The organism is Corynebacterium tuberculostearicum (assembly GCF_030229345.1).
Lineage (GTDB): Bacteria > Actinomycetota > Actinomycetes > Mycobacteriales > Mycobacteriaceae > Corynebacterium > Corynebacterium tuberculostearicum_G.
Window position 1 is genome coordinate 1 of sequence record NZ_JASPGP010000008.1, and the last position, 23419, is coordinate 23419.

Annotated in this window: 18 protein-coding genes; 12 read left to right on the forward strand and 6 right to left on the reverse strand. The window is 62.8% G+C overall.

Annotated features, from left to right (window positions below; translation table 11 throughout):
• The first annotated feature begins 85 nt into the window (after positions 1 to 85).
• Positions 86 to 1456 carry a DNA repair protein RadA gene (gene radA / locus QP884_RS06680; protein WP_284821429.1) on the forward strand — a complete coding sequence of 457 codons (1371 nt, stop codon included), beginning with the start codon at positions 86 to 88 and terminating at the stop codon, positions 1454 to 1456.
• Between the two features lie 3 nt (positions 1457 to 1459).
• On the opposite strand, the gene QP884_RS06685 is transcribed toward radA, so the two are convergent.
• The gene (locus tag QP884_RS06685) at positions 1460 to 2164 is read right to left on the reverse strand and encodes a hypothetical protein (RefSeq protein ID WP_284821431.1); all 705 of its coding nucleotides are present in this window, start codon (positions 2162 to 2164) and stop codon (positions 1460 to 1462) included.
• A 64-nt stretch (positions 2165 to 2228) separates the two neighbouring features.
• Positions 2229 to 2843, reverse strand: a complete 615-nt coding sequence (locus tag QP884_RS06690; RefSeq protein ID WP_284821433.1) for a carbonic anhydrase — start codon at positions 2841 to 2843, stop codon at positions 2229 to 2231.
• Positions 2844 to 2878: 35 nt separating this feature from the next.
• Here QP884_RS06690 and QP884_RS06695 point away from each other — a divergent pair, with 35 nt between their 5' ends.
• Positions 2879 to 3739: an A/G-specific adenine glycosylase gene (locus tag QP884_RS06695; protein WP_284821435.1), complete on the forward strand. Its 861-nt coding sequence runs from the start codon at positions 2879 to 2881 to the stop codon at positions 3737 to 3739.
• A gap of 56 nt (positions 3740 to 3795) precedes the next feature.
• On the opposite strand, the gene QP884_RS06700 is transcribed toward QP884_RS06695, so the two are convergent.
• Positions 3796 to 3966, reverse strand: coding sequence for a DUF4236 domain-containing protein (locus tag QP884_RS06700; RefSeq protein ID WP_080970400.1), 171 nt, complete (start codon positions 3964 to 3966; stop codon positions 3796 to 3798).
• A 73-nt stretch (positions 3967 to 4039) separates the two neighbouring features.
• Here QP884_RS06700 and QP884_RS06705 point away from each other — a divergent pair, with 73 nt between their 5' ends.
• Positions 4040 to 5236 (forward strand): lipase family protein, encoded by a 1197-nt coding sequence (locus tag QP884_RS06705; protein ID WP_284821437.1) that lies wholly within the window; start codon positions 4040 to 4042, stop codon positions 5234 to 5236.
• 166 nt (positions 5237 to 5402) lie between these two features.
• The gene (locus QP884_RS06710) at positions 5403 to 6593 is read left to right on the forward strand and encodes an IS1249 family transposase (protein WP_165764378.1); all 1191 of its coding nucleotides are present in this window, start codon (positions 5403 to 5405) and stop codon (positions 6591 to 6593) included.
• A gap of 151 nt (positions 6594 to 6744) precedes the next feature.
• Here the strand turns inward: QP884_RS06710 and QP884_RS06715 are convergent, their stop codons facing one another.
• On the reverse strand, positions 6745 to 9507 hold the full coding sequence (locus QP884_RS06715) for an ATP-dependent Clp protease ATP-binding subunit (RefSeq protein WP_284821439.1): 2763 nt from the start codon (positions 9505 to 9507) through the stop codon (positions 6745 to 6747).
• Positions 9508 to 9727: 220 nt separating this feature from the next.
• On the opposite strand from QP884_RS06715, the gene QP884_RS06720 reads away from it, so the two are divergent.
• Positions 9728 to 10927 carry a serine/threonine protein kinase gene (locus QP884_RS06720; protein ID WP_284821441.1) on the forward strand — a complete coding sequence of 400 codons (1200 nt, stop codon included), beginning with the start codon at positions 9728 to 9730 and terminating at the stop codon, positions 10925 to 10927.
• A gap of 13 nt (positions 10928 to 10940) precedes the next feature.
• Here QP884_RS06720 and QP884_RS06725 read toward each other — a convergent pair whose 3' ends face one another.
• Positions 10941 to 12362, reverse strand: coding sequence for an MDR family MFS transporter (locus QP884_RS06725; protein WP_284821442.1), 1422 nt, complete (start codon positions 12360 to 12362; stop codon positions 10941 to 10943).
• Positions 12363 to 12474: 112 nt separating this feature from the next.
• On the opposite strand from QP884_RS06725, the gene QP884_RS06730 reads away from it, so the two are divergent.
• Genes QP884_RS06730 through crtI form a run of 3 tightly spaced genes read left to right on the forward strand, consistent with a single transcriptional unit; the run spans position 12475 to position 16352 of the window.
• The gene (locus QP884_RS06730) at positions 12475 to 13911 is read left to right on the forward strand and encodes a GuaB1 family IMP dehydrogenase-related protein (RefSeq protein WP_284821444.1); all 1437 of its coding nucleotides are present in this window, start codon (positions 12475 to 12477) and stop codon (positions 13909 to 13911) included.
• A 25-nt stretch (positions 13912 to 13936) separates the two neighbouring features.
• Positions 13937 to 14812, forward strand: coding sequence for a phytoene/squalene synthase family protein (locus tag QP884_RS06735; RefSeq protein ID WP_284821446.1), 876 nt, complete (start codon positions 13937 to 13939; stop codon positions 14810 to 14812).
• Between the two features lie 10 nt (positions 14813 to 14822).
• Entirely contained in the window at positions 14823 to 16352 is a 1530-nt protein-coding gene (crtI, locus tag QP884_RS06740; RefSeq protein WP_284821448.1) for a phytoene desaturase family protein, read from the forward strand.
• A 63-nt stretch (positions 16353 to 16415) separates the two neighbouring features.
• On the opposite strand, the gene lysS is transcribed toward crtI, so the two are convergent.
• Positions 16416 to 17993: a lysine--tRNA ligase gene (gene lysS / locus QP884_RS06745; protein ID WP_005325682.1), complete on the reverse strand. Its 1578-nt coding sequence runs from the start codon at positions 17991 to 17993 to the stop codon at positions 16416 to 16418.
• 190 nt (positions 17994 to 18183) lie between these two features.
• Between lysS and QP884_RS06750 the strand changes: the two genes are divergently transcribed.
• The 4 genes from QP884_RS06750 to QP884_RS06765 all read left to right on the forward strand — a co-directional run bounded on the left by QP884_RS06750 (position 18184) and on the right by QP884_RS06765 (position 23398).
• Positions 18184 to 20286, forward strand: a complete 2103-nt coding sequence (locus tag QP884_RS06750; protein WP_284821450.1) for a PhoX family protein — start codon at positions 18184 to 18186, stop codon at positions 20284 to 20286.
• A gap of 226 nt (positions 20287 to 20512) precedes the next feature.
• Positions 20513 to 22225 (forward strand): carbon starvation CstA family protein, encoded by a 1713-nt coding sequence (locus QP884_RS06755; RefSeq protein ID WP_284821451.1) that lies wholly within the window; start codon positions 20513 to 20515, stop codon positions 22223 to 22225.
• On the forward strand, positions 22209 to 22466 hold the full coding sequence (locus tag QP884_RS06760) for a cory-CC-star protein (protein WP_005329921.1): 258 nt from the start codon (positions 22209 to 22211) through the stop codon (positions 22464 to 22466). The genes QP884_RS06755 and QP884_RS06760 overlap by 17 nt, the downstream gene beginning before the upstream one ends.
• Positions 22457 to 23398: an ArsA family ATPase gene (locus tag QP884_RS06765; RefSeq protein ID WP_284821452.1), complete on the forward strand. Its 942-nt coding sequence runs from the start codon at positions 22457 to 22459 to the stop codon at positions 23396 to 23398. Before QP884_RS06760 ends, QP884_RS06765 begins: the two co-directional genes overlap by 10 nt.
• Positions 23399 to 23419: the final 21 nt, after the last annotated feature.

Genomic DNA, 23419 nt, shown 5'->3' on the forward strand with positions numbered 1-23419 from the left:
TGACCAACGCCCTCACACAAACCGGTAGCATCAAACCAAACTAACCATCATCGTTGCAACGACCCCTAGAATCCGCCTAGAAGCCATGGCCAAGAAATCTCGCCCCATCCATACCTGTTCCGAATGCGGCTACGTCTCGCCGAAGTGGCTCGGCCGCTGCCCCGACTGCGGGTCCTGGGGCACGTTGGAGGAAAGGGCGCCGGTGGTGGCGGGGCCTGGGACAGCGGGGGCGTCGGCAAGCAAGGGCGTAGCGCCGTCGAGCCCGGCGCAGCCGATAACCAAGATTGGGGCGCAGGCGACCAAGACGGTGCGCACCGGCATCGGCGAACTCGACCGCGTGCTAGGAACCGGCATTGTGCCCGGCTCAGTGGTGCTCATGGCCGGCGAGCCGGGCGTGGGCAAATCCACGCTGCTGCTAGAAGTAGCCTCGCGGTGGGCCCAGCTCGGACGCACCGTGCTCTATGCGACGGCCGAGGAATCCGCCGGCCAGGTCCGCTCCCGCGCCGAACGCACCGGCGCCCTGCAGGAATCGCTGTACTTGGCGGCCGAGTCCAACTTGGATGCGGTCTTTGGGCACGTGGATAAGCTTAAGCCGAGCCTCATCATCGTCGATTCGGTGCAGACCATGCACGCCGTGGGCGTGGAGGGCGTATCGGGCGGCGTGGCGCAATCGCGCGCGGTGACGGCCGCGCTGACCTCACTGGCCAAGTCCACCGGTATCCCGGTGCTGCTGGTCGGCCACGTGACCAAAGACGGCAACGTGGCCGGCCCGCGCGTGCTAGAGCATCTTGTCGACGTCGTCTTAAACTTCGAGGGCGACCGCCAATCCAGCCTGCGTATGCTGCGCGGCATCAAGAATCGCTTTGGCGCCACCGACGAGGTGGGCTGCTTCGAGCAGACGGCCGGCGGCATTCGGGAAGTCGCGGACCCCTCCGGGCTCTTTCTCTCGCACCGCGGCACGACCCCGGATGGCTCGGCCGTGACGGTCGCGATGGACGGCGTGCGGCCGATCCTCGCGGAGGTGCAGGCGCTGACGGTGGACCCGGTAGCAAAGAATCCGCGGCGCGTGGTGACCGGGCTGGACTCCAACCGCGTACCGATGGTGCTCGCGGTGCTGCAGGCGCGCGCCGGCCAACGCACCAACGATAAGGATGCTTATGTCGCCACGGTGGGCGGCATGCGAATTACGGAAACCGCCACGGATCTGGCGGTGGCGCTGGCAACGTGGTCCTCGCTGCACGAGCAGCCGCTGCCGGCCAAGACGGTGGTCATCGGCGAGGTGGGCCTGGCCGGCGAGTTGCGGCCGGTGCCCAATGTGGAGCGGCGCTTGCTGGAGGCCGCGCGGCTGGGCTATAAGAACGCGATTGTCCCACGCGGGGATATCGAGCCGGTAGAGGGCATGCGCGTGCACCAGGCCGGGACGCTGGGGCAGGCCATCGCCGCGGTGTCGGGGTAGAGCCTAGCGCAGGGTGAAGTCCTGCGGCGGGGAGGAGTTATCGCCGATGACGGTGTGGGCGAAGTAGGCCCCAGGTTCGGCCGCGGGGCGGTCGGTGCACTCGCCCGGCTTGGAGGCCTGGCGGGACCATTCGGCCTCGAATTTCACGTCCTTGCCGGCCGGGAAGGTTTGCGAGCCGGTCTGCACAGAAGCGTAGCAATCCGTATCGGACCACACGCGCTGGTTATCGGCCATCTTGTAGACCTCGAAGCGCAGCAGGTTCTTGTCCAGGTCGATCTTGCAGTCCGCGGCCGTGGGGTTGGTGACCGTCATGAAGAACTTCGGCAGCTCGCCTTCCGGAACGGAGTAGTTCAGCATGGAGGTGCGCACCTCGAGGTCCGCGAGGTCGCAGGTCTTCTTGGCCGCCTCGGAGCTTGCAGGCGCAGCGCTCGACGGCTCGCTTTCGGCCGCCTTGCTTTCCGACGCCCCCTCGGCCGACGCCTCCGCAGCCGTCTCCGAGGCAGCTTCAGAGGTCTCCGGGGCGGCAGAAGACGAGGTCTGCTCCGGCGTAGGCGCAGGGGCGGCGGTATCGGCCGGCTCATCGCTGCTGCCCCCGAAGGCGGCCACGGCCGCCCAGATCAGCACCACGGCCAGCACGAGCACGATGATGAGCGCCGCCACGCGGCGGCGCTTGTAGATCTCTTCAGGTAGGGGCTTTTTCTGCGTCACGCTGTCAATTTTAAGCGGTGGGTGCGGGCCGGTGCGCTAAGCCCGCGCCGCGTGTCAGGCTGTGCTACTTCACACCGAGGGTCTGCAGGGTTTCGACGCTGGAGTCTTCCAGCAGGTAGCGCGCGCCGATAACGCCCAAGGCGCCCTCGTCCAGCAGGCGGCGCACGTTGGGAACGCTGGCCACCAGCTGGGCGACGGTCTGGCGGGTGTGTTCCCGCTCGACGTCGTCAGTCGTGGCATTCGGTCCCGCCACCAGCGCGGAGGCGGCGACCTTCTCGATAATGGGTCGCTGCAGGCCGGTGGGCAGTTCGCCGCCGGCCACGAAACCGGTAGCCGCGCCGACCGCGCCACAAGATTGATGGCCGAGGACCACCAGCAGGTTGGGCTTGAGGGCGGCGAGGGCGTAGTCGAGGGAGGCTACGACGGCGTCGTCAAGAATGTGGCCCGCGGTGCGGATGACGAAGGCATCGCCGAAGCCGATGTTGAATACGTGCTCGATAGGGGCGCGGGAATCGGAACAGGAAATGACCACCACGCGGGGATCCTGGCCGTGAGTTAGGCCCTCGCGGTTATAAATCTCGCGCACGGCGACGGTCTCACCGTCCAGCACGCGCTGATTTCCCGCCTTAAGGGCCTCCCAAACGGCCTGCGGTTCGTGGGCAACATTACGTAAAGGCATAGGCCACATTCTAATGCCCTAGACTATCTCCCACGATGGATTCGCAAGCTCTTCTTTCCTGGTTTGATGCCAATGAACGCGACCTGCCGTGGCGCCGGCCTGGCACAAGCGCGTGGGGCGTGCTGCTCAGCGAGGTTATGAGCCAGCAGACGCCGGTCGCGCGCGTGGCTCCGGTGTGGGAGGAATGGATGCGGCGCTGGCCCACCCCGGCGGACTTTGTTCAGGCCACCCGGGCGGAGGTGCTGCGCGCCTGGGGCAAACTGGGCTATCCACGGCGTGCGCTGCGCCTGTGGGAGTGCGCGGCGGCCATTGGCGAGGGCGAGGTACCGGCGGACGTCGATAAGCTGCTGCGCCTGCCGGGCATCGGTGACTACACCGCGCGCGCCGTGGCCTGCTTCCACTATGGGGTCAACGTGCCGGTGGTCGATACCAATGTGCGCCGGGTGTATGCGCGCGCGGAGGACGGTAGGTTCTTGGCGCCGCAACCGTCGAAGCGAGAGTTGACGGCCGTGGCGGAGCTATTGCCGGCGGAGAATGGGCCGCGTTTTTCGGCCGCGCTCATGGAATTGGGAGCGCTGGTGTGCACGGCGAAGAATCCTTCCTGCGAGCAGTGTCCGCTGCGCGCGAGCTGTGCGTGGCAGCTCGCTGGCCGGCCGCAGCCGAGTGCGGAGGAGCAGGCACGGGCGAAAAAGCGCGTGCAAAAATTCGTCGGCACGGACCGGCAGGTGCGCGGCAAGATTCTGGACGTGCTGCGCGCGGCGGAGCGGCCGGTGCCGCAGTCCGAGATTGACGTGGTCTGGCCCGATGCGGCGCAGCGTTCCCGGGCGTTGGCTTCGCTGCTTGCCGACGGCCTCGCCGAACAAAACGACGCCGGCCTATTCCACCTACCCATTTAGGGGGTTAATAATGGCCGGCTATAATCGCAGGTCGCGACCCGGAGGGTGTGATCTGTTTAACGCCAGCGGCCGCGGAAATTGAATCCGCCCGGCAGGTTCACCCACATGCCGCCGCGGGAATTGAAGGTGACCGGTCCTACCTTGGTAGACATCGACGCGCCGGATCCGGAGACGTTGATCCAGCTATTCTTGCCGGTCTTCTTTCTTGAACGATACTGAAGTCCCATGAGCATTTATTTTAGCAATTCCACTTCCACCGTTCCTACTGCGCAGTAGGTTTTGGGCATGGAAAAGATTTGTATGAGACTCCTCACAGTTTGTTCACTAATCCTCGGCTCCCTACTGCTGCCGCCGGCCGCAAATGCGACGGTAACCTCGACTCGGCCTTCGTCGCACGTGCTCGATGGCGTCGGCCGCGGCCAGGTGTTCACCTACGACACCACCACGGATGGCGGCAAGCCAGTTCAGGCCTCGGCCACCTTGTACGAGCCAAATGCGCCGTGGCGCGGCAAGGGCGAGCGGCCCACCATCATCTTTGCGCCCGGCACTCGCGGCGCAGGAGACCAGTGTGCACCATCGCGCGCCGGCATGGGCCTAGGTTCAGTGGGACTAAGCAAGGTCGGCTCCCCAACCATCAATGCGAACTACGAATACGGCTTCTATATGGGCGCGCTCCAGCATGGCGCTCGCGTCATCGTCGCGGACCTTATCGGGCTCGGCATGCCAGGGCACCACACCTACGTCAATCACATTGAAGAAGCACACGCCATGCTTGATGCCGCCCGCTCCGGCCTGGAGCTGGCCCACGCTCCACAGGACGCCCCTATTGGGTTTGCGGGCTACTCGCAGGGCGGCGGCGCTTCGCTGGCCGCTGCGGAATTCGCCGACTCTTATGCACCCGAATTGAACGTGGCCGGAACCTACTCCGGCGCCCCGCCGGCTGACCTGCCCAAGGTCATGAAGGCCATCGACGGCTCTTCCATCGTCCACGTGCTGGGCTACGCCATCAACGGCTTTGCTGAGCGCGACCCCAAATTCCGCGATGCGGTCCTAGAGGAGCTCAATCCCCGCGGCATCGACTTCCTGCGCTCCGCGGCCACCAGCTGCACGGGTGACTCCATCCTCATGTGGGGCTTTAGCAATACCCGCCAACTCACCCGCACCGGGGAATCACTATCCGAGCTCGTCGAGCGCAAGCCCGTCATCAAGGAAACCTTGCTGCGGCAGAATCAGGGCAAGCACCCGCTCAAGGGCCCGGCGATGATCGCCAGCTCGCCGCACGATGACCTCATCCCGCACGAGCAGGTCCGCGCCGTCGCAGGAGCCTACTGCCGCATGGGCGGAACCGTAGACTTCATGGCCGCGCCCGGCACCGCAACCATTCCGGGCGCTGGCGCCGACCACGCGCTGCCGCTATACGTCAATATCCCGGTGGGTTTGAAGTACCTCTTTGACCGCTTCAACGGAAAACCGGCACCATCTAATTGTGCTGTTTAAATGGGGGTTAAGTAGCAAAAAGTGTGTCTGAGTTACAGCGATCTTGCTGCTCAGGCTGGGTAAATCGGGCGGATATAAGGTCTTTATGCTTATATCCGCCCGTTTCGTGTTCAATCCATCGGAATGGCACCCGCATGTGCTAGCCGGGGGTTGGTGTGCTTTCCGGGTGAGTAAAAACAGACCACGATGCCCGGTATGTGCTGGGCAAATGAAGAAAAACGGAACCACATCCAAAGGCACAACCAGGTGGCGGTGCAAAGACCCGAACTGCGGCAGCTCCACGACACGAACTCGCACCGATCTCACGCAGGCCCGCAACTTTAAAGCCTTCGTCTCTTATGTCACCTCCACAGCGACGTTGTCTGAACTCGCCGGGCAACAAAGGGTGAGTCGTTGGACACTTGATCGCCGATTCGAACCGTTTTGGCTCATCGACGTCCCCAACGACGGTGCCCCGCAGCGCGTCTACGATCAGATCTTCATCGACGGCACCTACACCGCGGCTGGCTGCCTACTTGTGGCAGCCAGCCGCGACCACGTCATTGCGTGGCACTGGACCAAACACGAAACAGCCCACGCATACACGCAGCTACTTCGCAAAATCGCCGAGCCACTCTGCGTCGTCCTCGACGGCGGACAAGGCGCACTCACCGCGATTAAAGCCTGCTGGCCAAACGTGATGATTCAGCGTTGTCTCGTTCACGCACAACGCGTCATCCGCCGCTACACCACCTCACGGCCGCGCACCGACGCTGGCAAAACCATCTACGCACTGGCGCTGAAACTAACCCGTGTCACCACGCTCGACCAGGCACGGGAGTGGACGCTACGCCTGCACGACTTCGGTCAGGTATTCAAAGCATTCCTCAACGAGAAAACACCCGTGCCAAAAGAACGCCGAACACCCAATAACCAGTGGGAATGGACTCATCTACGGGTACGCAAAGCCTACAACTCACTGCTGCACCTCTCGCGCAACAATTGGCTGTTTACCTACCTTAAGCCACCACCGAATGCGCTTGATCCTAACCGCTGGGCTTCAACGACAAACAGTCTTGAAGGCGGCATAAACGCCCAGCTCAAACGCATCGCCGATGCGCACCGAGGCAGGTCTGGGGAACGTCAACGAAAAATGCTTGAGTGGTACCTCCACACCAAAAAGCAACTGCCTGACGATCCGCTAAATATCGCCAGGCAGTGCAATTATGGCCAAGATCAACTCGCCAAAGTCAACGATCTTGCCGAAGAAGACCACAACAAAGCCGACCAAGAAACAGGCCGACCAGCCTTCTACGACAACGCTATCCCAACCGAGTACGAACACTCGATAGGAATCAGAAAAGGCCCCATGAAGTAACTAACCGTGTACCCGCCCCGCAACACGCCGAACGGACACACATTCTGCTACTTAACCCTTAAATGGCGCCCGACCCTACGGAACTACACATAAAAAGCCACCCAGCCTCGCAGAAAGCGAAGTACTGGGTGGCTTTAACCGTTGGACCGAATTACATCGGCTGGCCGGCGCCTGCTGGCGGCGGGTTGTGGCCGTCGTCATCGGAGTCGGAACCAGAGCCGGACTCTAGGTCGTTTCCGGCGGCGGTGGAGCCGCCATCGCCCGGAACATCCGGGGTGATGGTGTCGGGCTCGCCGGCCTCGGTGGAGTCGGCGTCGTTTTCGCGCACCTCGGCGTCGTCAAGCTGCGGCTCCTCGGTGTCCTCCGGCAAAGGCTTTGGGCGCGGGCTGAAGGTGAACTTCGCTCCCGTGTTGTCCTTGGACTCGCCGTCCCAGCCCTCGACGTCGACGGTGATGATTTCGCCGGCGCCGATTTCGCCGAAGAGGATCTTCTCAGAGAGCTGGTCCTCAATCTCGCGCTGAATGGTGCGGCGCAGTGGGCGGGCGCCCAAGACCGGGTCGAAGCCACGCTTAGCCAGCAGGTCCTTTGCCTTCTGCGTGAGCTCAATGCCCATATCGCGCTCATCTAGCTGCTTGGCCACGCGGCCGATGAGCAGCTCGACCATCTCCACAATCTGCTCCTGGGTGAGCTGGTGGAAGACGACGATGTCATCGATACGGTTCAAGAACTCTGGGCGGAAGTGCTTCTTCAGCTCGTCGTTGACCTTCTGCTTCATCCGGTCGTACTGGGCATCCGCATCGTTTTCGGAGGAACCAGTAAAGCCCAAGCCCACCGGCTTCGAGATGTCCTGGGTGCCCAGGTTCGAGGTGAAGATGAGAACGGTGTTCTTGAAGTCGACGACGCGACCCTGGCCGTCAGTAAGGCGGCCATCTTCCAGCACCTGCAGGAGGGTGTTGTAAATCTCCTTGTGGGCCTTTTCGATCTCATCGAAAAGCACGACAGAGAACGGCTTGCGGCGAACCTTCTCGGTCAGCTGGCCACCCTCTTCGTAGCCAACGTATCCCGGAGGGGCACCAAAGAGACGGGAAGCGGTGAAGCGATCGTGGAACTCACCCATGTCGATCTGGATGAGGTCATCATCCGAACCGAAGAGGAAGTTAGCCAGGGACTTCGACAGCTCGGTCTTACCCACACCGGACGGGCCGGCGAATATGAAGGAACCGGACGGGCGGCGCGGATCCTTGAGGCCTGCACGGGTGCGGCGGATGGCGCGGGAGACGGACTTGACCGCCTCGTCCTGGCCAATGATGCGCTTGTGCAGCTCCTCTTCCATGTTGAGCAGACGGTTGGATTCCTTCTCCGTCAGCTTCAGCACAGGGATACCGGTCCAGTGCGCCAGAACCTCGGCGATCTGGTCCTCGCCTACCTCGGCGATTTCCTCAAGGTCGCCAGAGCGCCACTGCTTTTCCTTCTCTGCGCGCTCCTCGCCCAGCTTGCGCTCCTTATCGCGCAGGCCGGCTGCCTTCTCAAAGTCCTGGGCATCGATGGCCGCTTCCTTTTCCTTGCGGACCTCAGCGATGCGGTCATCGACCTCGCGCAGGCCCTTCGGCGCGGTCATGCGCTTGATGCGCATGCGAGCACCAGCCTCATCGAGGAGGTCAACGGCCTTATCCGGCAAGAAACGATCATTGATGTAGCGATCCGAGAGGGAAGCTGCAGCATGCAGCGCCTCATCGGTGTAGGACACGCGGTGGTGCGCCTCATACTTATCGCGCAGACCCTTCAGAATCAAGAAGGTGTCATCCAGGGAAGGCTCCTCCACCTTGACCGGCTGGAAGCGGCGCTCCAAGGCGGCATCCTTTTCGATGTGCTTGCGGTATTCCTCAAGGGTCGTAGCACCGATGGTCTGCAGCTCGCCACGAGCCAGCTTCGGCTTGAGCAGCGAGGCTGCATCGATGGCGCCCTCAGCAGCACCAGCACCAACCAGGGTGTGGATCTCATCGATGAACAAGATGATGTCGCCGCGCTGGTTAATCTCCTTGAGCACCTTCTTCAGGCGTTCCTCAAAGTCACCGCGGTAACGGGAGCCGGCAACCAGGGAGCCCAAGTCGAGCGAGTAAAGCTGCTTATCCTTGAGGGTCTCCGGAACCTTGCCGTTGACGATGTCGAGCGCCAGGCCCTCGACGACGGCGGTCTTACCAACACCCGGCTCACCGATAAGGACCGGGTTGTTCTTCGTACGGCGAGACAGCACCTGCATGATGCGCTCTACCTCGGACTCACGGCCGACGACCGGATCGAGCTTGCCGTCCTTAGCGGCCTGGGTGAGGTTGCGGCCGAACTGGTCAAGCACCAGGGAATTGGAACGCTCGCCGGAACCGCCGGAGCCACCACGGCCGCCCGCGCCGGCACCTGCGCCTGCGCCGACCGGACCGGAGCCCTGGCCGTTGGAGGAACCGCCCTCCTGCTGGCCGCCCTCATAACCGGACAGCAGCTGGATAACCTGCTGGCGCACGCGCGGCAGGTCGGCGCCGAGCTTGGTCAGCACCTGGGCGGCAACGCCGTCACCCTCGCGAATGAGACCCAATAGCAAGAACTCAGTACCGATGTACTTGTGTCCCATCTGCAGGCCTTCGCGCAGGGAAAGCTCCAAGACCTTCTTGGCGCGTGGGGTAAAGGGGATGTGGCCGGTGTGTGGCTGGCTACCCTGGCCAATGATTTCCTCGACCTCGCGGCGGACATCCTCCAGGGAGATACCCATGGATTCCAGCGCCTTGGCGGCCACGCCTTCGCCCTCATGGATAAGGCCGAGCAGGATGTGCTCGGTGCCGATGTAATTGTGGTTAAGCATGCGTGCCTCTTCCTGCGCCAAAACGATGACGCGGCGAGCACGATCGGTAAACCTCTCGAACATGATTCCCCTATACTTTCGCTTCTAATGTGATACCCACTCTAACGCGGCAGTCCGCCGATAATTTCCGGTTTTGTCCCCAGATGCCCGCAATAGGGTCAGAATCCACCATATCCGCAGCTCACGCGGGTGTACGCCGGTAGCGAACAGGGGGCATGGGCATGTAATCTAGAATCGTTTTATCGTTCCCTGCCCCTCCCCACTATTTAAGGACGTCGCGACCGTGCCCCAGCTTCCTGAGTTCTTTGCCACCCAGCACAACCTGCACGAAGTGGCCGTGTTGGATGAGGCTCCATCGTCTACCCTCTTTGCGGTCGAAGATGGAAACACGCACCAACAGCTAAGCGTGGAAATCTTCGCACCGGAAATTACCGGAGTGGTGGACAAGTCCGTGGCACTGCATGGCTTGCACCACCCAGCCATCGCGCCGCTGGTAGGCACGGGCACTACCGCGGATGGGCAGGAATTCATCGTGCGCGAAGGGGTTTCCGGAACCCAGCTTTCTGAGCTGCCCACTAATCTCAGCCGCGACGAGGCCGCCGACGTCTTCGGTCCGCTGGCGGGTGCGGTGGACTTCCTAATTTCCCACGGGCGGGCAGACTTTGCGGTGCATGGGCTAAGGGAGGCCCGGGTGGGCGTCGATAAGCAACGCCAGGTTTCGGTGCTGGCTGCGGCCGGTCCGTCCGGCGAAGAGCACGGCGATGCGGTGGCGGCGTTTGAAGAGCTCATTGCCCGCAAATGCCCAGAATTTAAGCCCACTGGCACGGCAGAGAGTGCCAAGGATGTAGTGGCTCAGCTGCGCCCGCAGCGCGAATACGATACCGCGCAGATTCCCCGCGTGCAGGAGCCGGAGCCACGCCCTCAGCAGCAGTTTGCCCCGCCGCAACAGCCGCAACCGATGGCCCAGCCTATGGCCCAGCCGCAGCAACCGCTGGCGCCCGCGCCGAAGAAGAAGGGCAAGGGCGGGCTCATTGCGCTGATCACGGTGCTGGCGGTGGCCGCGATTGCTGCTGCGGCCGCGCTGTGGTTCTTCCTGTCCTACCCCAGCTGGAATGATAAGGAGCAAAACCTCGCAGATGCGTATCCGGACTTGGTCGGCTCCCGCAGCGGCCAGGACGGCTTCGATGGGGCGAAGTGTTCTTCGCGCGAGCCGGAGCCCGGCCAGGAGGCCAAGATTTCCTGCGTGGGCGATGGGTTCAACTACATCGTGACCTACTACCCCAGCGTGGAGGAGCGCGATGCCATGCTTCCCGACGCCGAACCGGTGGAGCTTTCCAATGACCAATGCACCATCCAAAGCTTTGAGACCACCGCGGATGTTCCGACCTACGTGATGGCCGTGGAAGGCACCCAGTCCGCATTCCTGGTGTGGGGCGATGAGGCTGAAGAGGAGCGGCTGAACCTGCCGCTGTGCGCCTCTTAATTTGTCCTTGTTCCTATTCCGCGGAGGGTACGCGCTTGAGGAACGGAGCGAGCACAACGACCACCAGCGAAAGCACGCCGGCAAAAAGGAAGGCCCAGTGCGCGCCGTGAGCCGTGGCGGCGGCCTCGTTCATGCCTTGGGCCGCGCCAGACTTGGTGCCACGGGTCAGGAAGGTCATCAGGAAGGCAGTGCCGGCCGCGCCCGCCAGCTGCTGCAGGGTATTGAGGATGGCGGAGCCGTGCGAGTAGAGCTCGTCTGGCAGGGAAGCCAGGGACGTCGTCATCAGCGGCGTCATCATGAGCGCAATGCCCAGGGCAAAAAGGATGTGCATGCCAATGACCATCCATACCGCGCTGTCCTCGTTGAGCAGGGTCATCAGCCACGTGCCTGCGGCTAGGAGCAGGGCGCCAGGGATCATGAGAGGGCGGGGCCCGTGGACGTCATAAAGGCGGCCGACCATCGGCGAGATGCCGCCTTGGAGCAAGCCGCCAGGCATGACGACGAGCCCGGTGACCAGCGAGCTTACCGCCAGGGAGGTCTGCAGGTAGATGGGCAGGATATTGACCACGCCGAGCAATAGCCCAAACATGAGCAGCATGCCCAGTACCGCCACGGTGAAGTTGGGAACCGTAAACGGGCGCATGTCCAAAAGGGCGCGATTGTCCTTGGCCAGGCGCAGCTGGCGGCGGGTGAAAAGCGCCAAAGCCACGAGGCCGACGATGAGAACGACGATGTCTACGAGGCCATCGCCCTCCAGCATGTTTTCCAGGGACGATACGGCGTAGACCAATCCGCCAAAGGCGATGACGGACAAGACGACGGAGGGGAAATCCAGCGGGGTATCGCGCCTATCTCCCACGTTGACCAGGCGGAAATAGCCGGCCGCGCAGATGAGGCCGAGCAGCGGCACCATGGTCCAGAAGATGACGTGCCAGCTAGACATGCTCAACACGAAGCCACCCACCGTGGGGCCGAGCGCCGGGGCGACGGAAATGACCACGGAAATAATGCCCATCACGCTGCCGCGGCGCTGCGGCGGGACTAGGGTCATCGCCACCGTCATCAGGGTGGGGATCATCAAGGCGGTGCCGGCCGCCTGGAATACGCGGCCCACCAGCAGCACGCCGAAGGCCGGGGCGAGCGCCGCCAGCACCGTACCGGCGAGGAATACGCCCGACGATGCCAAGAAGATCTGCCGGGTGGAGAATTTATCCATGAGAAAGCCGGTGGTCGGGATGACCACGCCCATGGTGAGGAGGAAACCGGTAAGCAGCCACTGGGCGGAGGTCGCGGGGATGCCAAAGTCCGCCATGATGGTGGGCAGCGCCACCGACAGGGCAGTCTCGTTCAGGATCATCACCATCGCGCCGAGGACGAGGATGGTGAGGTTGATTTTTACCTCTGCGGAAATGTGGGGATCTGGTTTCTGAGACACCCAGACAGGATACTGAGGCCGCGGGTGCGGGAAAAGTCGAGGAGTATAGTTTTAGTGTCTTCATCCGCGCGGTGAGACCGCGCCACCCGAGCCTAAAGCGAGGTACACCCCAGTGCGTTTTCTCAACGATTCCCATCCACCGTACGAATTGACCTACTCCGACGTATTTATGGTCCCGAGCCATTCCGAGGTGGGCTCGCGCCAGTCGGTAGACCTCACCACTGAGGACGGCACCGGAAATACCATCCCGCTCATCGTGGCCAATATGACCGCCGTGGCTGGGCGTCGCATGGCCGAGACCATCGCCCGGCGCGGCGGGCTGACCATCCTGCCACAGGATCTCTCCTTAGAAGCGGCCGCAGAAACCATCGCCTCTGTGAAGGCGGCGGACTTGGTCTATGACACCCCAATTACTGTCAAGCCGCACCACACCGTGGGCTATACCAGCAACCTTTTGCACAAGCGCGCCCATGGCGCCGCCATCGTGGTCGAGGGGGACATGCCCATCGGCATCATCACCCCAAAGGACCTGCGCGGGCAGGATAACTTCACCGCCGTCGGCCAGCTGATGACCACCGACTTGGTCACGCTGCCGGTAGGCATTGACCCGCAGGAGGCTTTTACCAAGCTGCGCAAGACCTCCCGCAAGCTAGCCCCGGTGGTCAACCCGGATGGCACCCTGGCCGGCATCCTCACGAGGAAGGGTGCGGTAAGGGCGAAGATGTATAGGCCGGGCGTCGACAAGCAAGGCCGCTTGCACATTGGTGCTGCGGTGGGCATTAACGGCGATGTGGAAGGCCGCGCCCGCGCCCTGGCGGAGGCCGGTGCTGACGTCCTCGTTATTGATACCGCACACGGCCACCAGGAAAGCATGCTCACCGCGCTGCGCAAGGTAAAGGCGCTGGATCTGGGACTTCCCATTGCCGCCGGCAATATCGTGACGGCCGAGGGCGTGCGCGAGCTAGCCGCGGCCGGCGCGGACATTATCAAGGTCGGTGTGGGCCCGGGCGCGATGTGCACCACCCGCATGCAGACTGGCGTGGGCCGCCCGCAATTCTCGGCCGTCTTAGAGTGTGCTGCGGCCGCCCGCGAGGTAGGCGCCCATGTTTGGGCCGATGGCGGCGTGCGCGACCCGCGCGACGTTGCCCTCGCACTTGCTGCGGGTGCCTCCAATGTCATGATTGGCTCTTGGTTCGCCGGCACCTTCGAGTCCCCAGGTGACCTGCACAAGGATGCCGACGGTGCCTTCTATAAGGAGTCCTTCGGTATGGCGTCGCGCCGGGCGGTGCGCGGCCGCAATTCCGATACCGAGGCCTTTGAGCGTGCCCGCCGTGAGATGTTCGAAGAGGGCATTTCTACCTCCCGCATCTACCTCGACCCCGAGCACGGCGGCGTGGAGCACCTAGTGGACCGGATTGTCTCTGGCGTGCGTTCCTCGTGTACCTACGCCGGCGCCGATTCCCTGGCCGCCTTCCGCGAGCGCGCCACCGTGGGCGTGCAGTCCGCCGCCGGCTTTGCCGAGGGGCAGCCACGCGCCACGAACCGCTAACAGGCTGCATGCTACGTTGACAGATATGTTGACTCGCTATGACCAAGCGGCCTCCCGCGCGGCCGCGCAGGTTATGGGGCAGTACTCCACCAGTTTCTCCCTGGCCACGCGGCTTTTGCGCGGGCGGGTGCGCGCCGATATCCGCCACCTGTACGCGGTGGTGCGCATTGCAGACGAGCTTGTCGACGGCGCCGCAGCCCAAGCCCACACCGACCCCGCCGCCGCGCTGGATGCCTATGAGCAGACCATCCTGGCCGCACCGCAGCAGCGACTGCACACCGACCCGATTGTGCACGCTTATGCCATCACCGCTCGCCGCTGCGGCTTCCACCGCGAATACCTTGCTGCCTTCTTTAACTCCATGCGTGCGGATCTCACCCAGCGCGAGTACTCCCCATCGGAGCTGCAAGACTATATCTACGGCTCAGCGGAAGTCATTGGGTTATTGTGCCTGCAAATTTTCTTGGCCGAAGAGGACGTCTCCCCTGCCGACCGCGCCGCCATGGAGCGCGGCGCCCGCGCGCTAGGGTCAGCCTTTCAGAAGATTAATTTCCTGCGTGACCTGCGCGATGATAGCTCCACTTTGGGCCGCACCTATTTTCAGCAGGCCCCATCGGGGCGGATTGATGAGGCCGCCAAATCCGCGCTCATCGCAGAGATCCGCCGGGAGCTCGCCACCGCCGCGCTCACCATCGACTTGCTGCCGGCTTCCGCGCGTGTCGGTGTGAGCGCGGCGGCGGATATCTTTACCGAGCTCACCAATCGCCTCGCCGCCACCCCGGCTACAGCGCTTGCCACCACGCGGGTATCCGTGCCGAACCACACCAAGGCTTGGCTCGCGGCCCGCGCGGTGCGCCGTCGCGGCCACAGCAGCCAGACCTCGCCCACTGGCGAAAACTAAGGAGAACATCATGCACGCCGTCGTCATTGGAGCCGGCATTGCCGGCCTCGCCACCGCCGCTTTGCTCGGCCGCGAGGGCTACGAGGTCACCGTCGTGGACTCGCTGGATGAGGTAGGCGGGCGCGCCGGCAGCTTTGCGGAGGCCGGCTTCCGCTGGGATACCGGCCCGTCGTGGTACCTCATGCCCGAGGCTTTCGATCACTTCTTTGCGCTGTGTGGCACCTCCACCGAGGCGGAGCTGGATTTGGTGGATCTCTCCCCCGCCTACCGCGTCTTTCATGGCGATGCACCGGTGGACGTGCACTCCGGCACCGAGGAAGTCACCGCGCTTTTCGAGTCGCTGGAGCCCGGCGCGGGCGATAAAGTCCGCGCGTACTTAGCGCAGGCCAGCGATACCTATGACATGGCGCTTAAGCACTTCCTTTACACCACCTTCTCCGCGCCGCTGAACCTGGTGCACCGCGATATCCGCACTCGGATTTCGCGCCTCATGGCTCTGCTGACGGTGAACCTAAAGCAGTACGTGGGCCGAACGTTTGCTGATGCCCGCCTGCGCCAAATCTTAAGCTACCCGGCGGTCTTTTTGTCCTCCGAGCCGGCGGCCGCTCCGGCCCTGTATTCCCTGATGAGCCACACCGACCTGGTGGAGGGCGTGCGCTACCCGCAGGGTGGCTTCGCCGCCGTGGTCCAGGCCATCTACCGGCAGGCTCAGAAGTTTGGCGCCACCTTCCGCTTGGGCGAGGAGGTGACCTCCATCAAAGTGGCCAACCGTCAGGTCACGGGCGTGTGCACGAATAAGGGCGCCATCCATGCCGATATCGTGGTCTCGGCGGCGGACGTGCACCACACCGAGACCCAGCTTTTGCCGCCCCAACTGCGTACCTACCCGGAGCGCTACTGGGGCCGGCGCAATCCCGGTCTGGGCACCGTGCTCATTTTGGCCGGGGTGAAGGGCGAGCTGCCAGAACTAGCGCACCATACTCTGCTTTTTAGTCAGGATTGGGATCCGGATTTCCGCGCCGTCTATTCCGGCCCGGAGCCTTCCCGGCCGTTGGGTGCCTCGGAATCCATCTACGTGTCCAAGACCTCAGCCACCGACCCAAACGTAGCGCCCGCGGGCCACGAAAACCTGTTCATTCTGGTACCGGTGCCGGCCGCGGAGGCGCCCGGGTTCGGCAATGCCTACCACGCAGAGGAATCCGAGCGCATTGCCGCGATTGCCGACGCCGCCCTTAACCACGTCGCAGCCACGGCTGGGGTGCCGGATTTGGTAGACAGGGTCGTCGTCAAGCGCACGCTCGGCCCTGCCGATTTTGCCGAGCGCTACCATGCTTGGTCGGCCGGTTCTATTGGGCCCGCGCACACGCTACGGCAATCGGCGTTTTTGCGCGGGCGCAATGCCTCACGCAAGGTCAGCGGGCTCTACTACGCAGGAGCCACCACCGTGCCGGGCGTGGGCGTGCCCATGTGCCTGATTTCGGCCGAGAACATTATTAAGCGCCTGCGTGGTGATACCTCCGCCGGGCCGCTCTCGCATTAGCCCAGGCACGACAAAAGCCGCCAGCCACGCGGGGCTGACGGCTAATGATGGGCCGCTGGGCGGCTACTTCTGCTCTGGCTTAACCAGTGGGAAGAGCACGGTTTCGCGGATGCCCAGGCCGGTCAGGGCCATCAGCAGGCGGTCCATGCCCATGCCGGTACCGGCCGTAGGCGGCATGCCCTGCTCCATTGCGGCAAGGAAGTCCTCATCCAGCACCATGGCCTCGTCATCGCCACCGGCGGCCAGGCGAGCTTGATCCTCAAAGCGCTCGCGCTGAATAACCGGATCCACCAGCTCGGAGTAACCGGTTGCCAGCTCGAAGCCGCGGACGTAGAGATCCCACTTCTCGGTCACGCCCGGCTTGGAACGGTGCTGACGGGTCAGCGGGGAGGTCTCAACCGGGAAGTTCTTGACAAAGATGGGGCCTTCCAGCTGGTCCTCGCACAGGACCTCCCAGATTTCCTCCACCAGCTTGCCGTGGCCCCAGCCGCCGTCCTTAGGGACGTCAAGGCCGATAACGTCTGCAATGCCCTTGAGCGTCTCGACATCGGTATCGATGGTGACCTCCGGCTGGCCCGGGAACTTGCGCTGCAGGGCCTCATTGAGGGAGGGGTACATCTCGATTTCGGGCCACTCTTCGCCGCCGAAGTCAAACTCGGTGCCATCCGCCAGGGTGACGGTGGTGGAGCCAAAGACGTCGCGCGCTACGGCCTGGATGGACTCGCGCGTCATGCGGGCACAATCGTCGTAGTCGCCCCATGCGGCGTAGGTCTCGAGCATGGCGAACTCCGGCGAGTGGGAGCGGTCCACGCCCTCATTGCGGAAGTTACGGTTGATTTCGAAGACGCGGTCAATGCCGCCGACGACGGCACGCTTCAAGTACAGCTCCGGCGCAATGCGTAGGTAGAGGTCAATATCCAGCGCATTGGAGTGGGTGATAAACGGGCGAGCGGCCGCGCCACCGTGCAGGGTCTGCAGCATCGGGGTCTCGATTTCGACGAAGTCCTGGCTTTCCAGGTAGTTACGCAGCGCGCGCATGACCTTCACGCGGATCATGGCGTTCTTACGGGCCTCTTCGCGGATAATGAGGTCGTTATAGCGCTGGCGCACACGGGTATCTTCTGCCATATCGGCAAAGGACACCGGCAGCGGGCGCAGGGACTTAGCGGCCATGGTCCACTCGGAGACCATGATGGACAGCTCGCCGCGGCGGGAGGAAATCACGCGGCCGCGTACGGAGATGAAATCGCCCAAGTCAACATCGGACTTCCAGGCGTCGAGGCGCTCCTTGCCTACCTCGGCCAAAGAAAGCATGGCCTGCACCTGGGTGCCGTCGCCATCTTGCAGGGTGGCAAAGCACAGCTTGCCGGTATTGCGCATAAAGATAAGGCGGCCGGCGATGGCGTGGGTTACCTCGGTTTCCTCGCCTGGGGCCAGGTAGGTCACGCCTTCTTCCGTGCCCGGCTCTTCACCCTCGGCCACTACGCGGAAATCGTGGCGCAAATCCTTCAAAGAGATGGTGCGCTCAACGGTTACCGGGTAGGCCTCTACGCCGGATTCCAGCAGGCGATCACGCTTCTCGCGGCGGATACGCAGCTGCTCAGGGACATCGTTTACTTCATTATTCTTCTGCTCGCTCACGTTAGCCTAGGGTAGTCGATCCCCACCGCAGCACGCGATTTAGCCCACGCCACCCTCACCCCGGAAAAGATTTACGCATAATTCACTTCACCGTCACCTCAGCGCCAACGCACAGTTACTGATATCCCCTTATATAAATGGCTGTCCCCGTGTCTAAACAATATTTTCGACCTTTTTTGGAGCAGTAATAATGGCGCTTAAAGGCCGCAACCTTCTCTCTAGTCTCTTTGCATCCTCTCGTTCCAGCCTGACCTGCACCTACAAGTGCGGTAATGCTTGCTTTGGCGATTGCGAGAACAAGTCCAATAACCCGTACTTTGCTGACCAGTTCTCCCGCCGTACTGCGCTGCGTGCGGGCAGCCTGTCCGTCGTAACCGTTGGCGGCGGCGCTGCCCTGGCGGCCTGCTCCAACCCGGATGATGCGTCTAACGAGGCTTCTTCTTCCGAGGGCAAGGGCGGCAAGACCTCTGAGGCGAACGTTGAGCTCACCTCCGCAGAGGGCATGAAGTTCGACCCAGTACAGCCAAACGAGAAGGACGAAGTGGTCATCCCGGATGGCTACGAGCAGTCCGTTCTCATCGCCTGGGGCGACCCACTGTTTGAGGACGCGCCGGAATTCGATGATAAGAACCAGACCGCCGAGGCAGCCGAGAAGCAGTTCGGTTTCAACAATGACTTCGCTGGCCTTATCGAGCACCCGGACGATGACAACCGCCTTATCTACGTCTGCTCCCACGAGTACACCACCGAGCCGCAGATGTTCCCCAACTACGATGCGGATAACCCCACCGAGGAGCAGGCCAAGATCGGCTGGGCTGGCCACGGCCACTCCATCGTGGAGGTTTCCAAGGTAGGCAAGACCGGCGAGCTCAAGCGCGAGTTCGGCCCGCTCAACCGCCGCATCACCGCCACCACCGAATTCACCCTGGTGGGCCCAGCTGCCGGCTCCAATTACGTCAAGACCTCCGCCGACAAGACCGGCAAGAAGGTCAAGGGCACCCTGAATAACTGTTCCGGCGGCATCACCCCATGGAACACTATGGTCTCTGGCGAAGAGAACTTTGACCAGTACTTCGCCCACGCCAAGCTGGATGACAAGAAGGCGCAGGAGTCCCTGGAGCGCTTCGGCATGGAAGACGGCGAATCCCAGCGCAAGTGGGAGCGCTTTGATAAGCGCTTCGACGTCTCCAAGGAGCCGAACGAGCCGAACCGCTTTGGCTGGATCGTAGAAATCAACCCGCTGGACCCGAAGTCCACCCCGGTCAAGCACACCGCGCTGGGTCGCTTCAAGCACGAGGCAGGCAACATCCACATCGCATCCGACGGCACCGTCGTGTGCTACTCCGGCGATGACTCCCGCTTCGAGTACATCTACAAGTTCATCTCCACCAAGAAGTACAAAGAGGGCGACATCGAACACAACCTCACCATCCTGGACCACGGCACCCTGTACGTGGCCAAGGTAGAGGGCAACTCCCCAGAGGATGAAATTGACGGCTCCGGCGTGCTGCCAGAGGATGGTGCCTTTGATGGCAAGGGCGAATGGATCAAGCTGCTGACCTCCGATACGGAGAACAACAAGTTCGAGTCCCACGTTGATGGCATGTCTGCCGAAGAGGTTGCCGTCTACACCCGTGAGGCCGCCGATAAGGTGGGCGCCACCAAGATGGACCGCCCTGAGGATATGCAGGTTCACCCAGACTCCGAGAAGGTCTACGTGGCCCTGACCAACAATAAGTACCGCGGCGCTACCGGCGAGAATGCCAAGAAGAACAAGGAAGAGCCGATGGAGTGGGCTCCTGTCAAGGAGAACAAGAACGGCCTGGTCATGGAGATTGAAGATGACCATGCTGGCGAGAAGTTCACCTGGAACCTCTTCCTGGTCTGTGGCGACCCGAAGGAAGCAAATACCTACTTTGGTGGCTTTGACAAGGAGAAGGTCTCCCCAATTTCCTGCCCGGATAACCTGGCCTTCGACAGCCACGGCAATCTGTGGATCTCCACCGACGGCAACGCCCTTGAGTCCAACGATGGCCTCTACGCCGTGACCACTGAGGGCGATACCCGCGGTGAGCTCAAGTGCTTCCTGACGGTTCCGGCAGGCGCCGAGACCTGTGGCCCCATCGTCACCGATGAGCGCGTGATGGTCAACGTTCAGCACCCAGGCGAGACCGATGACGCCACCTTTGAAAAGCAGACCTCCCACTGGCCAGAGGGTGGCAAGTCCACCCCTCGCCCGGCAGTGGTTGTGGTGTGGAAGAAGGACGGCAACATCGGCGTCGATAAGAAGTAAGCACCACCTGGTTTAAGCACCCACCGCGCGGCCCTCGTTCCTCCACTGGAACTGGGGCCGCGCAGTCGTTTTCCCTGCCGGCTGCATGGAGCACTGCGCCCCAAACGCCTTCCAAATATAAATCCACCCGCCGGTCTCCCCCACGGGCTAATACCTATGTGAGTTATGGCATACTATCCGCACGTGTGAGACACGCCACCCTATCGTCCATGAGGAGACGCACACTATGAACTCTCTTGTCCTCGCCATTATCGGCATCGCGATGATGGGCGCCGGCTATCTGCTCTATTCCAAGGTCCTAGGAAAGAGCATTTTCCGGCTATCCCCGAACTACTCCACCCCGGCCCACACCATGGAAGACGGCGTGGACTATGTGCCCACCAATAAATACGTCCTGTGGGGCCACCACTTCACTTCCGTGGCGGGCGCCGCGCCCATCATTGGTCCGGCCGTAGCCGTCATCTGGGGCTGGGTTCCGGCGTTTCTCTGGGTCACCCTCGGCACCATCTTCTTCGCCGGCATGCACGATTTAGGTGCGCTGTGGGCGTCGCAGCGCCACAAGGGCCAGTCCATTGGCACTTTGTCTGGTCGCTACATTGGCAAGCGCGGGCGCAACCTCTTCCTCATCGTCATCTTCCTGCTGCTATTGATGGTGAATGCGGCCTTCGCCGTGGTCATTTCGAACCTGCTGGTCTCCACCCCTACGGCCGTAATCCCCACGTGGGGCGCCATCGTCGTCGCGCTGCTTATCGGCCAGGCCATCTACCGCCTGAATTGGAACCTGCCGCTGGTTTCCATCGTGGGCGTTGTCGCGCTCTACGCGTTGATGATCATCGGTGACCGCGTGCCTGTGGTCCTACCAGATACAGTCCTGGGCATTCCCGCCAACGGCGTGTGGATCATCTTGTTATTTATCTACGCCTTCATCGCTTCGATGCTGCCGGTATGGGTGTTGCTGCAGCCGCGCGACTACATCAACGGCCTCCAGCTCTTTGTGGGCCTGGCCATCTTGTACGGCTCCTTCCTCATTACCCGCCCTTCGCTGGCCGCACCGGCGCTGCGCGACAACGTGCTGGAGGGCACCCCGGGCATCTTCCCGCTGCTCTTTGTCACCATCGCCTGCGGCGCTATTTCCGGCTTCCACGGCGTGGTGGCTTCCGGCACCTCGTCCAAGCAGGTGGATAAGGAAACCGACGTGCGCTTTGTGGGGTACTTCGGCGCCGTGGGCGAGGGTTTGCTCGCGCTGGGCACCATCATCGCCACCACCGCGGGCTTTAAGTCCCTGCAGCAGTGGGAAGAGATTTACTCCGAGTGGAATGCCGGCGGCGTGGAGGCCTTCGTGCAAGGCGGCGGTGCGCTCATGAATGAGGGCATGGGGATTCCCACGTCCCTCTCGGGCACCATCTTGGCCACTATGGCCGTCCTCTTCGCCGCCACCACCATGGACTCGGGCGTGCGCCTGCAGCGCCTAGTGGTGCAAGAAATTGGCGAGATCATGGGTGTGCGCATCAAGGCCCTGGCCGCCACCGTCATCGCGGTGGGCTTGGCCTTCGGCCTGACCTTCTCCGCCGGCTCGGATGGCTCCGGCGGCATGACCATCTGGCCGCTGTTTGGCACCACCAACCAGCTCATGGCGGGCCTTTCCTTGGCCATCGTGGTGGTCATCCTGACCCACCTGCGCCGACCGACGTGGCCGGTGGTCATCCCGCTCATCTTCGTAACCGCCATGTCACTGTGGGCCGCACTCCTCCAGCTGAAGTCCCTATTTACCAGTCAGAACTGGCTGCTATTCTGCATGGACATCATCATCGTGGTCGCCGCCATCTGGGTGATTGTAGAGGCCGCCGGCGCCATTTCCCACGCCCGCAAGGAGGCCCCGCTGGAGTGGACCGATGATGACCTTGACGCCCCGCTGCCCGAGCATGCTCGACAAGCTTAAGGCACTTGCGGCTGGGCTCAATGAGTACTACCAGGCCCCGTATCGCGCCAGCTTTGCCAAGGCCCAGCAGCAAGAAGATGATCTCTTCCTGATGCTGGTCGCCTCGGAGGCGCTCGGCATCCCCAACCCGGCCAGCTACTACACCCTGGAGCTTTTGCCGCTGGTCTATGAGGATTTCCACGCCTGGCATACGCGCATGGGAATGGATAGATCCCCGCTGGAGAATATTCAATGTTGTTAGAGACCGCACCCATCATGTTCTTTGGCGGCAAGGGCGGGGTGGGTAAAACCACCCTGGCCACCGCTACCGCGCTGCGCCTGTCCCGCAAGCACCGCGTCTGCTTGGTCTCCACGGACCCGGCGCATAACCTGGGGCATATTTTTGGTGCCTCGCTTGGCGACGCCCCCGTAGACCTCACCCCTACCCTGTCCGCCATCGAGATCAATCCTGCGCGCGCGACCGAGCAACACCTAGCGCAGGTAGGGAACTCGATGCGCCGCTTTATGCCGGAACACCTCCATGGCGAGGTGAAGAAGCACCTCGACCTAGCCCGGCAATCGCCCGGCACACAGGAGGCGGCGCTATTGGAGCGCATCGCGGCGCTCGTCGTGGAGGAGTCGGACTTCGACTACCTCATCGTCGATACCGCCCCCTCAGGGCATACCTCGCGGCTCATGGCCCTGCCGGAGATCATGGCCGCCTATACCGATGGCCTGCTATCCCGGCGCGAGAAGTCCGATAAATTCGGCTCGTTGGTGCGCGGGATGTCTAACGGCAGCGGCGCGGATAATGACCCGGTGGACCGGCGCAATCAGGAAATTCGCGCCACGCTTTTCCAGCGCCGCGAGCGCTTTGCACAGCTGCGCACCGCGCTTACCTCCCCGCGCACCGTGTTCCACATCGTGCTCACCGCCGAGCGCCTGCCCGTGCTGGAATCTGCCGAGTTTCATGCGGACCTCACGAGCAACGGTGTGCGGGTGGGATCCATGCTGGTTAACCGGCGCACCCCGGAGAACCAAGGCGAGTTCCTTGCCGCCCGGCGCGCCGCCGAGGATGAGGCACTCGCACTCCTACGCGCCCAGCTGCCTGATACCCCGGTGCGCGAGGTTCCGTGGTTGCCGGAGGAAGTGGGGACTCCGGGGGCCGTCGGCAAGCTGGCGGCCCATCTCTAGCTCCACCCGCCCGCGCCGCTG

What these genes read in the sequence shown, in the direction of transcription:
- radA (WP_284821429.1), top strand. Translation starts at nt 86, where the DNA reads ATGGCCAAGAAATCTCGCCCCATCCATACCTGTTCCGAATGCGGCTAC.
- QP884_RS06690 (WP_284821433.1), bottom strand. Translation starts at nt 2,843, where the DNA reads ATGCCTTTACGTAATGTTGCCCACGAACCGCAGGCCGTTTGGGAGGCC.
- QP884_RS06695 (WP_284821435.1), top strand. Translation starts at nt 2,879, where the DNA reads ATGGATTCGCAAGCTCTTCTTTCCTGGTTTGATGCCAATGAACGCGAC.
- QP884_RS06700 (WP_080970400.1), bottom strand. Translation starts at nt 3,966, where the DNA reads ATGGGACTTCAGTATCGTTCAAGAAAGAAGACCGGCAAGAATAGCTGG.
- QP884_RS06705 (WP_284821437.1), top strand. Translation starts at nt 4,040, where the DNA reads ATGAGACTCCTCACAGTTTGTTCACTAATCCTCGGCTCCCTACTGCTG.
- QP884_RS06715 (WP_284821439.1), bottom strand. Translation starts at nt 9,507, where the DNA reads ATGTTCGAGAGGTTTACCGATCGTGCTCGCCGCGTCATCGTTTTGGCG.
- QP884_RS06735 (WP_284821446.1), top strand. Translation starts at nt 13,937, where the DNA reads ATGTTGACTCGCTATGACCAAGCGGCCTCCCGCGCGGCCGCGCAGGTT.
- crtI (WP_284821448.1), top strand. Translation starts at nt 14,823, where the DNA reads ATGCACGCCGTCGTCATTGGAGCCGGCATTGCCGGCCTCGCCACCGCC.
- QP884_RS06750 (WP_284821450.1), top strand. Translation starts at nt 18,184, where the DNA reads ATGGCGCTTAAAGGCCGCAACCTTCTCTCTAGTCTCTTTGCATCCTCT.
- QP884_RS06755 (WP_284821451.1), top strand. Translation starts at nt 20,513, where the DNA reads ATGAACTCTCTTGTCCTCGCCATTATCGGCATCGCGATGATGGGCGCC.
- QP884_RS06760 (WP_005329921.1), top strand. Translation starts at nt 22,209, where the DNA reads ATGCTCGACAAGCTTAAGGCACTTGCGGCTGGGCTCAATGAGTACTAC.
- QP884_RS06765 (WP_284821452.1), top strand. Translation starts at nt 22,457, where the DNA reads ATGTTGTTAGAGACCGCACCCATCATGTTCTTTGGCGGCAAGGGCGGG.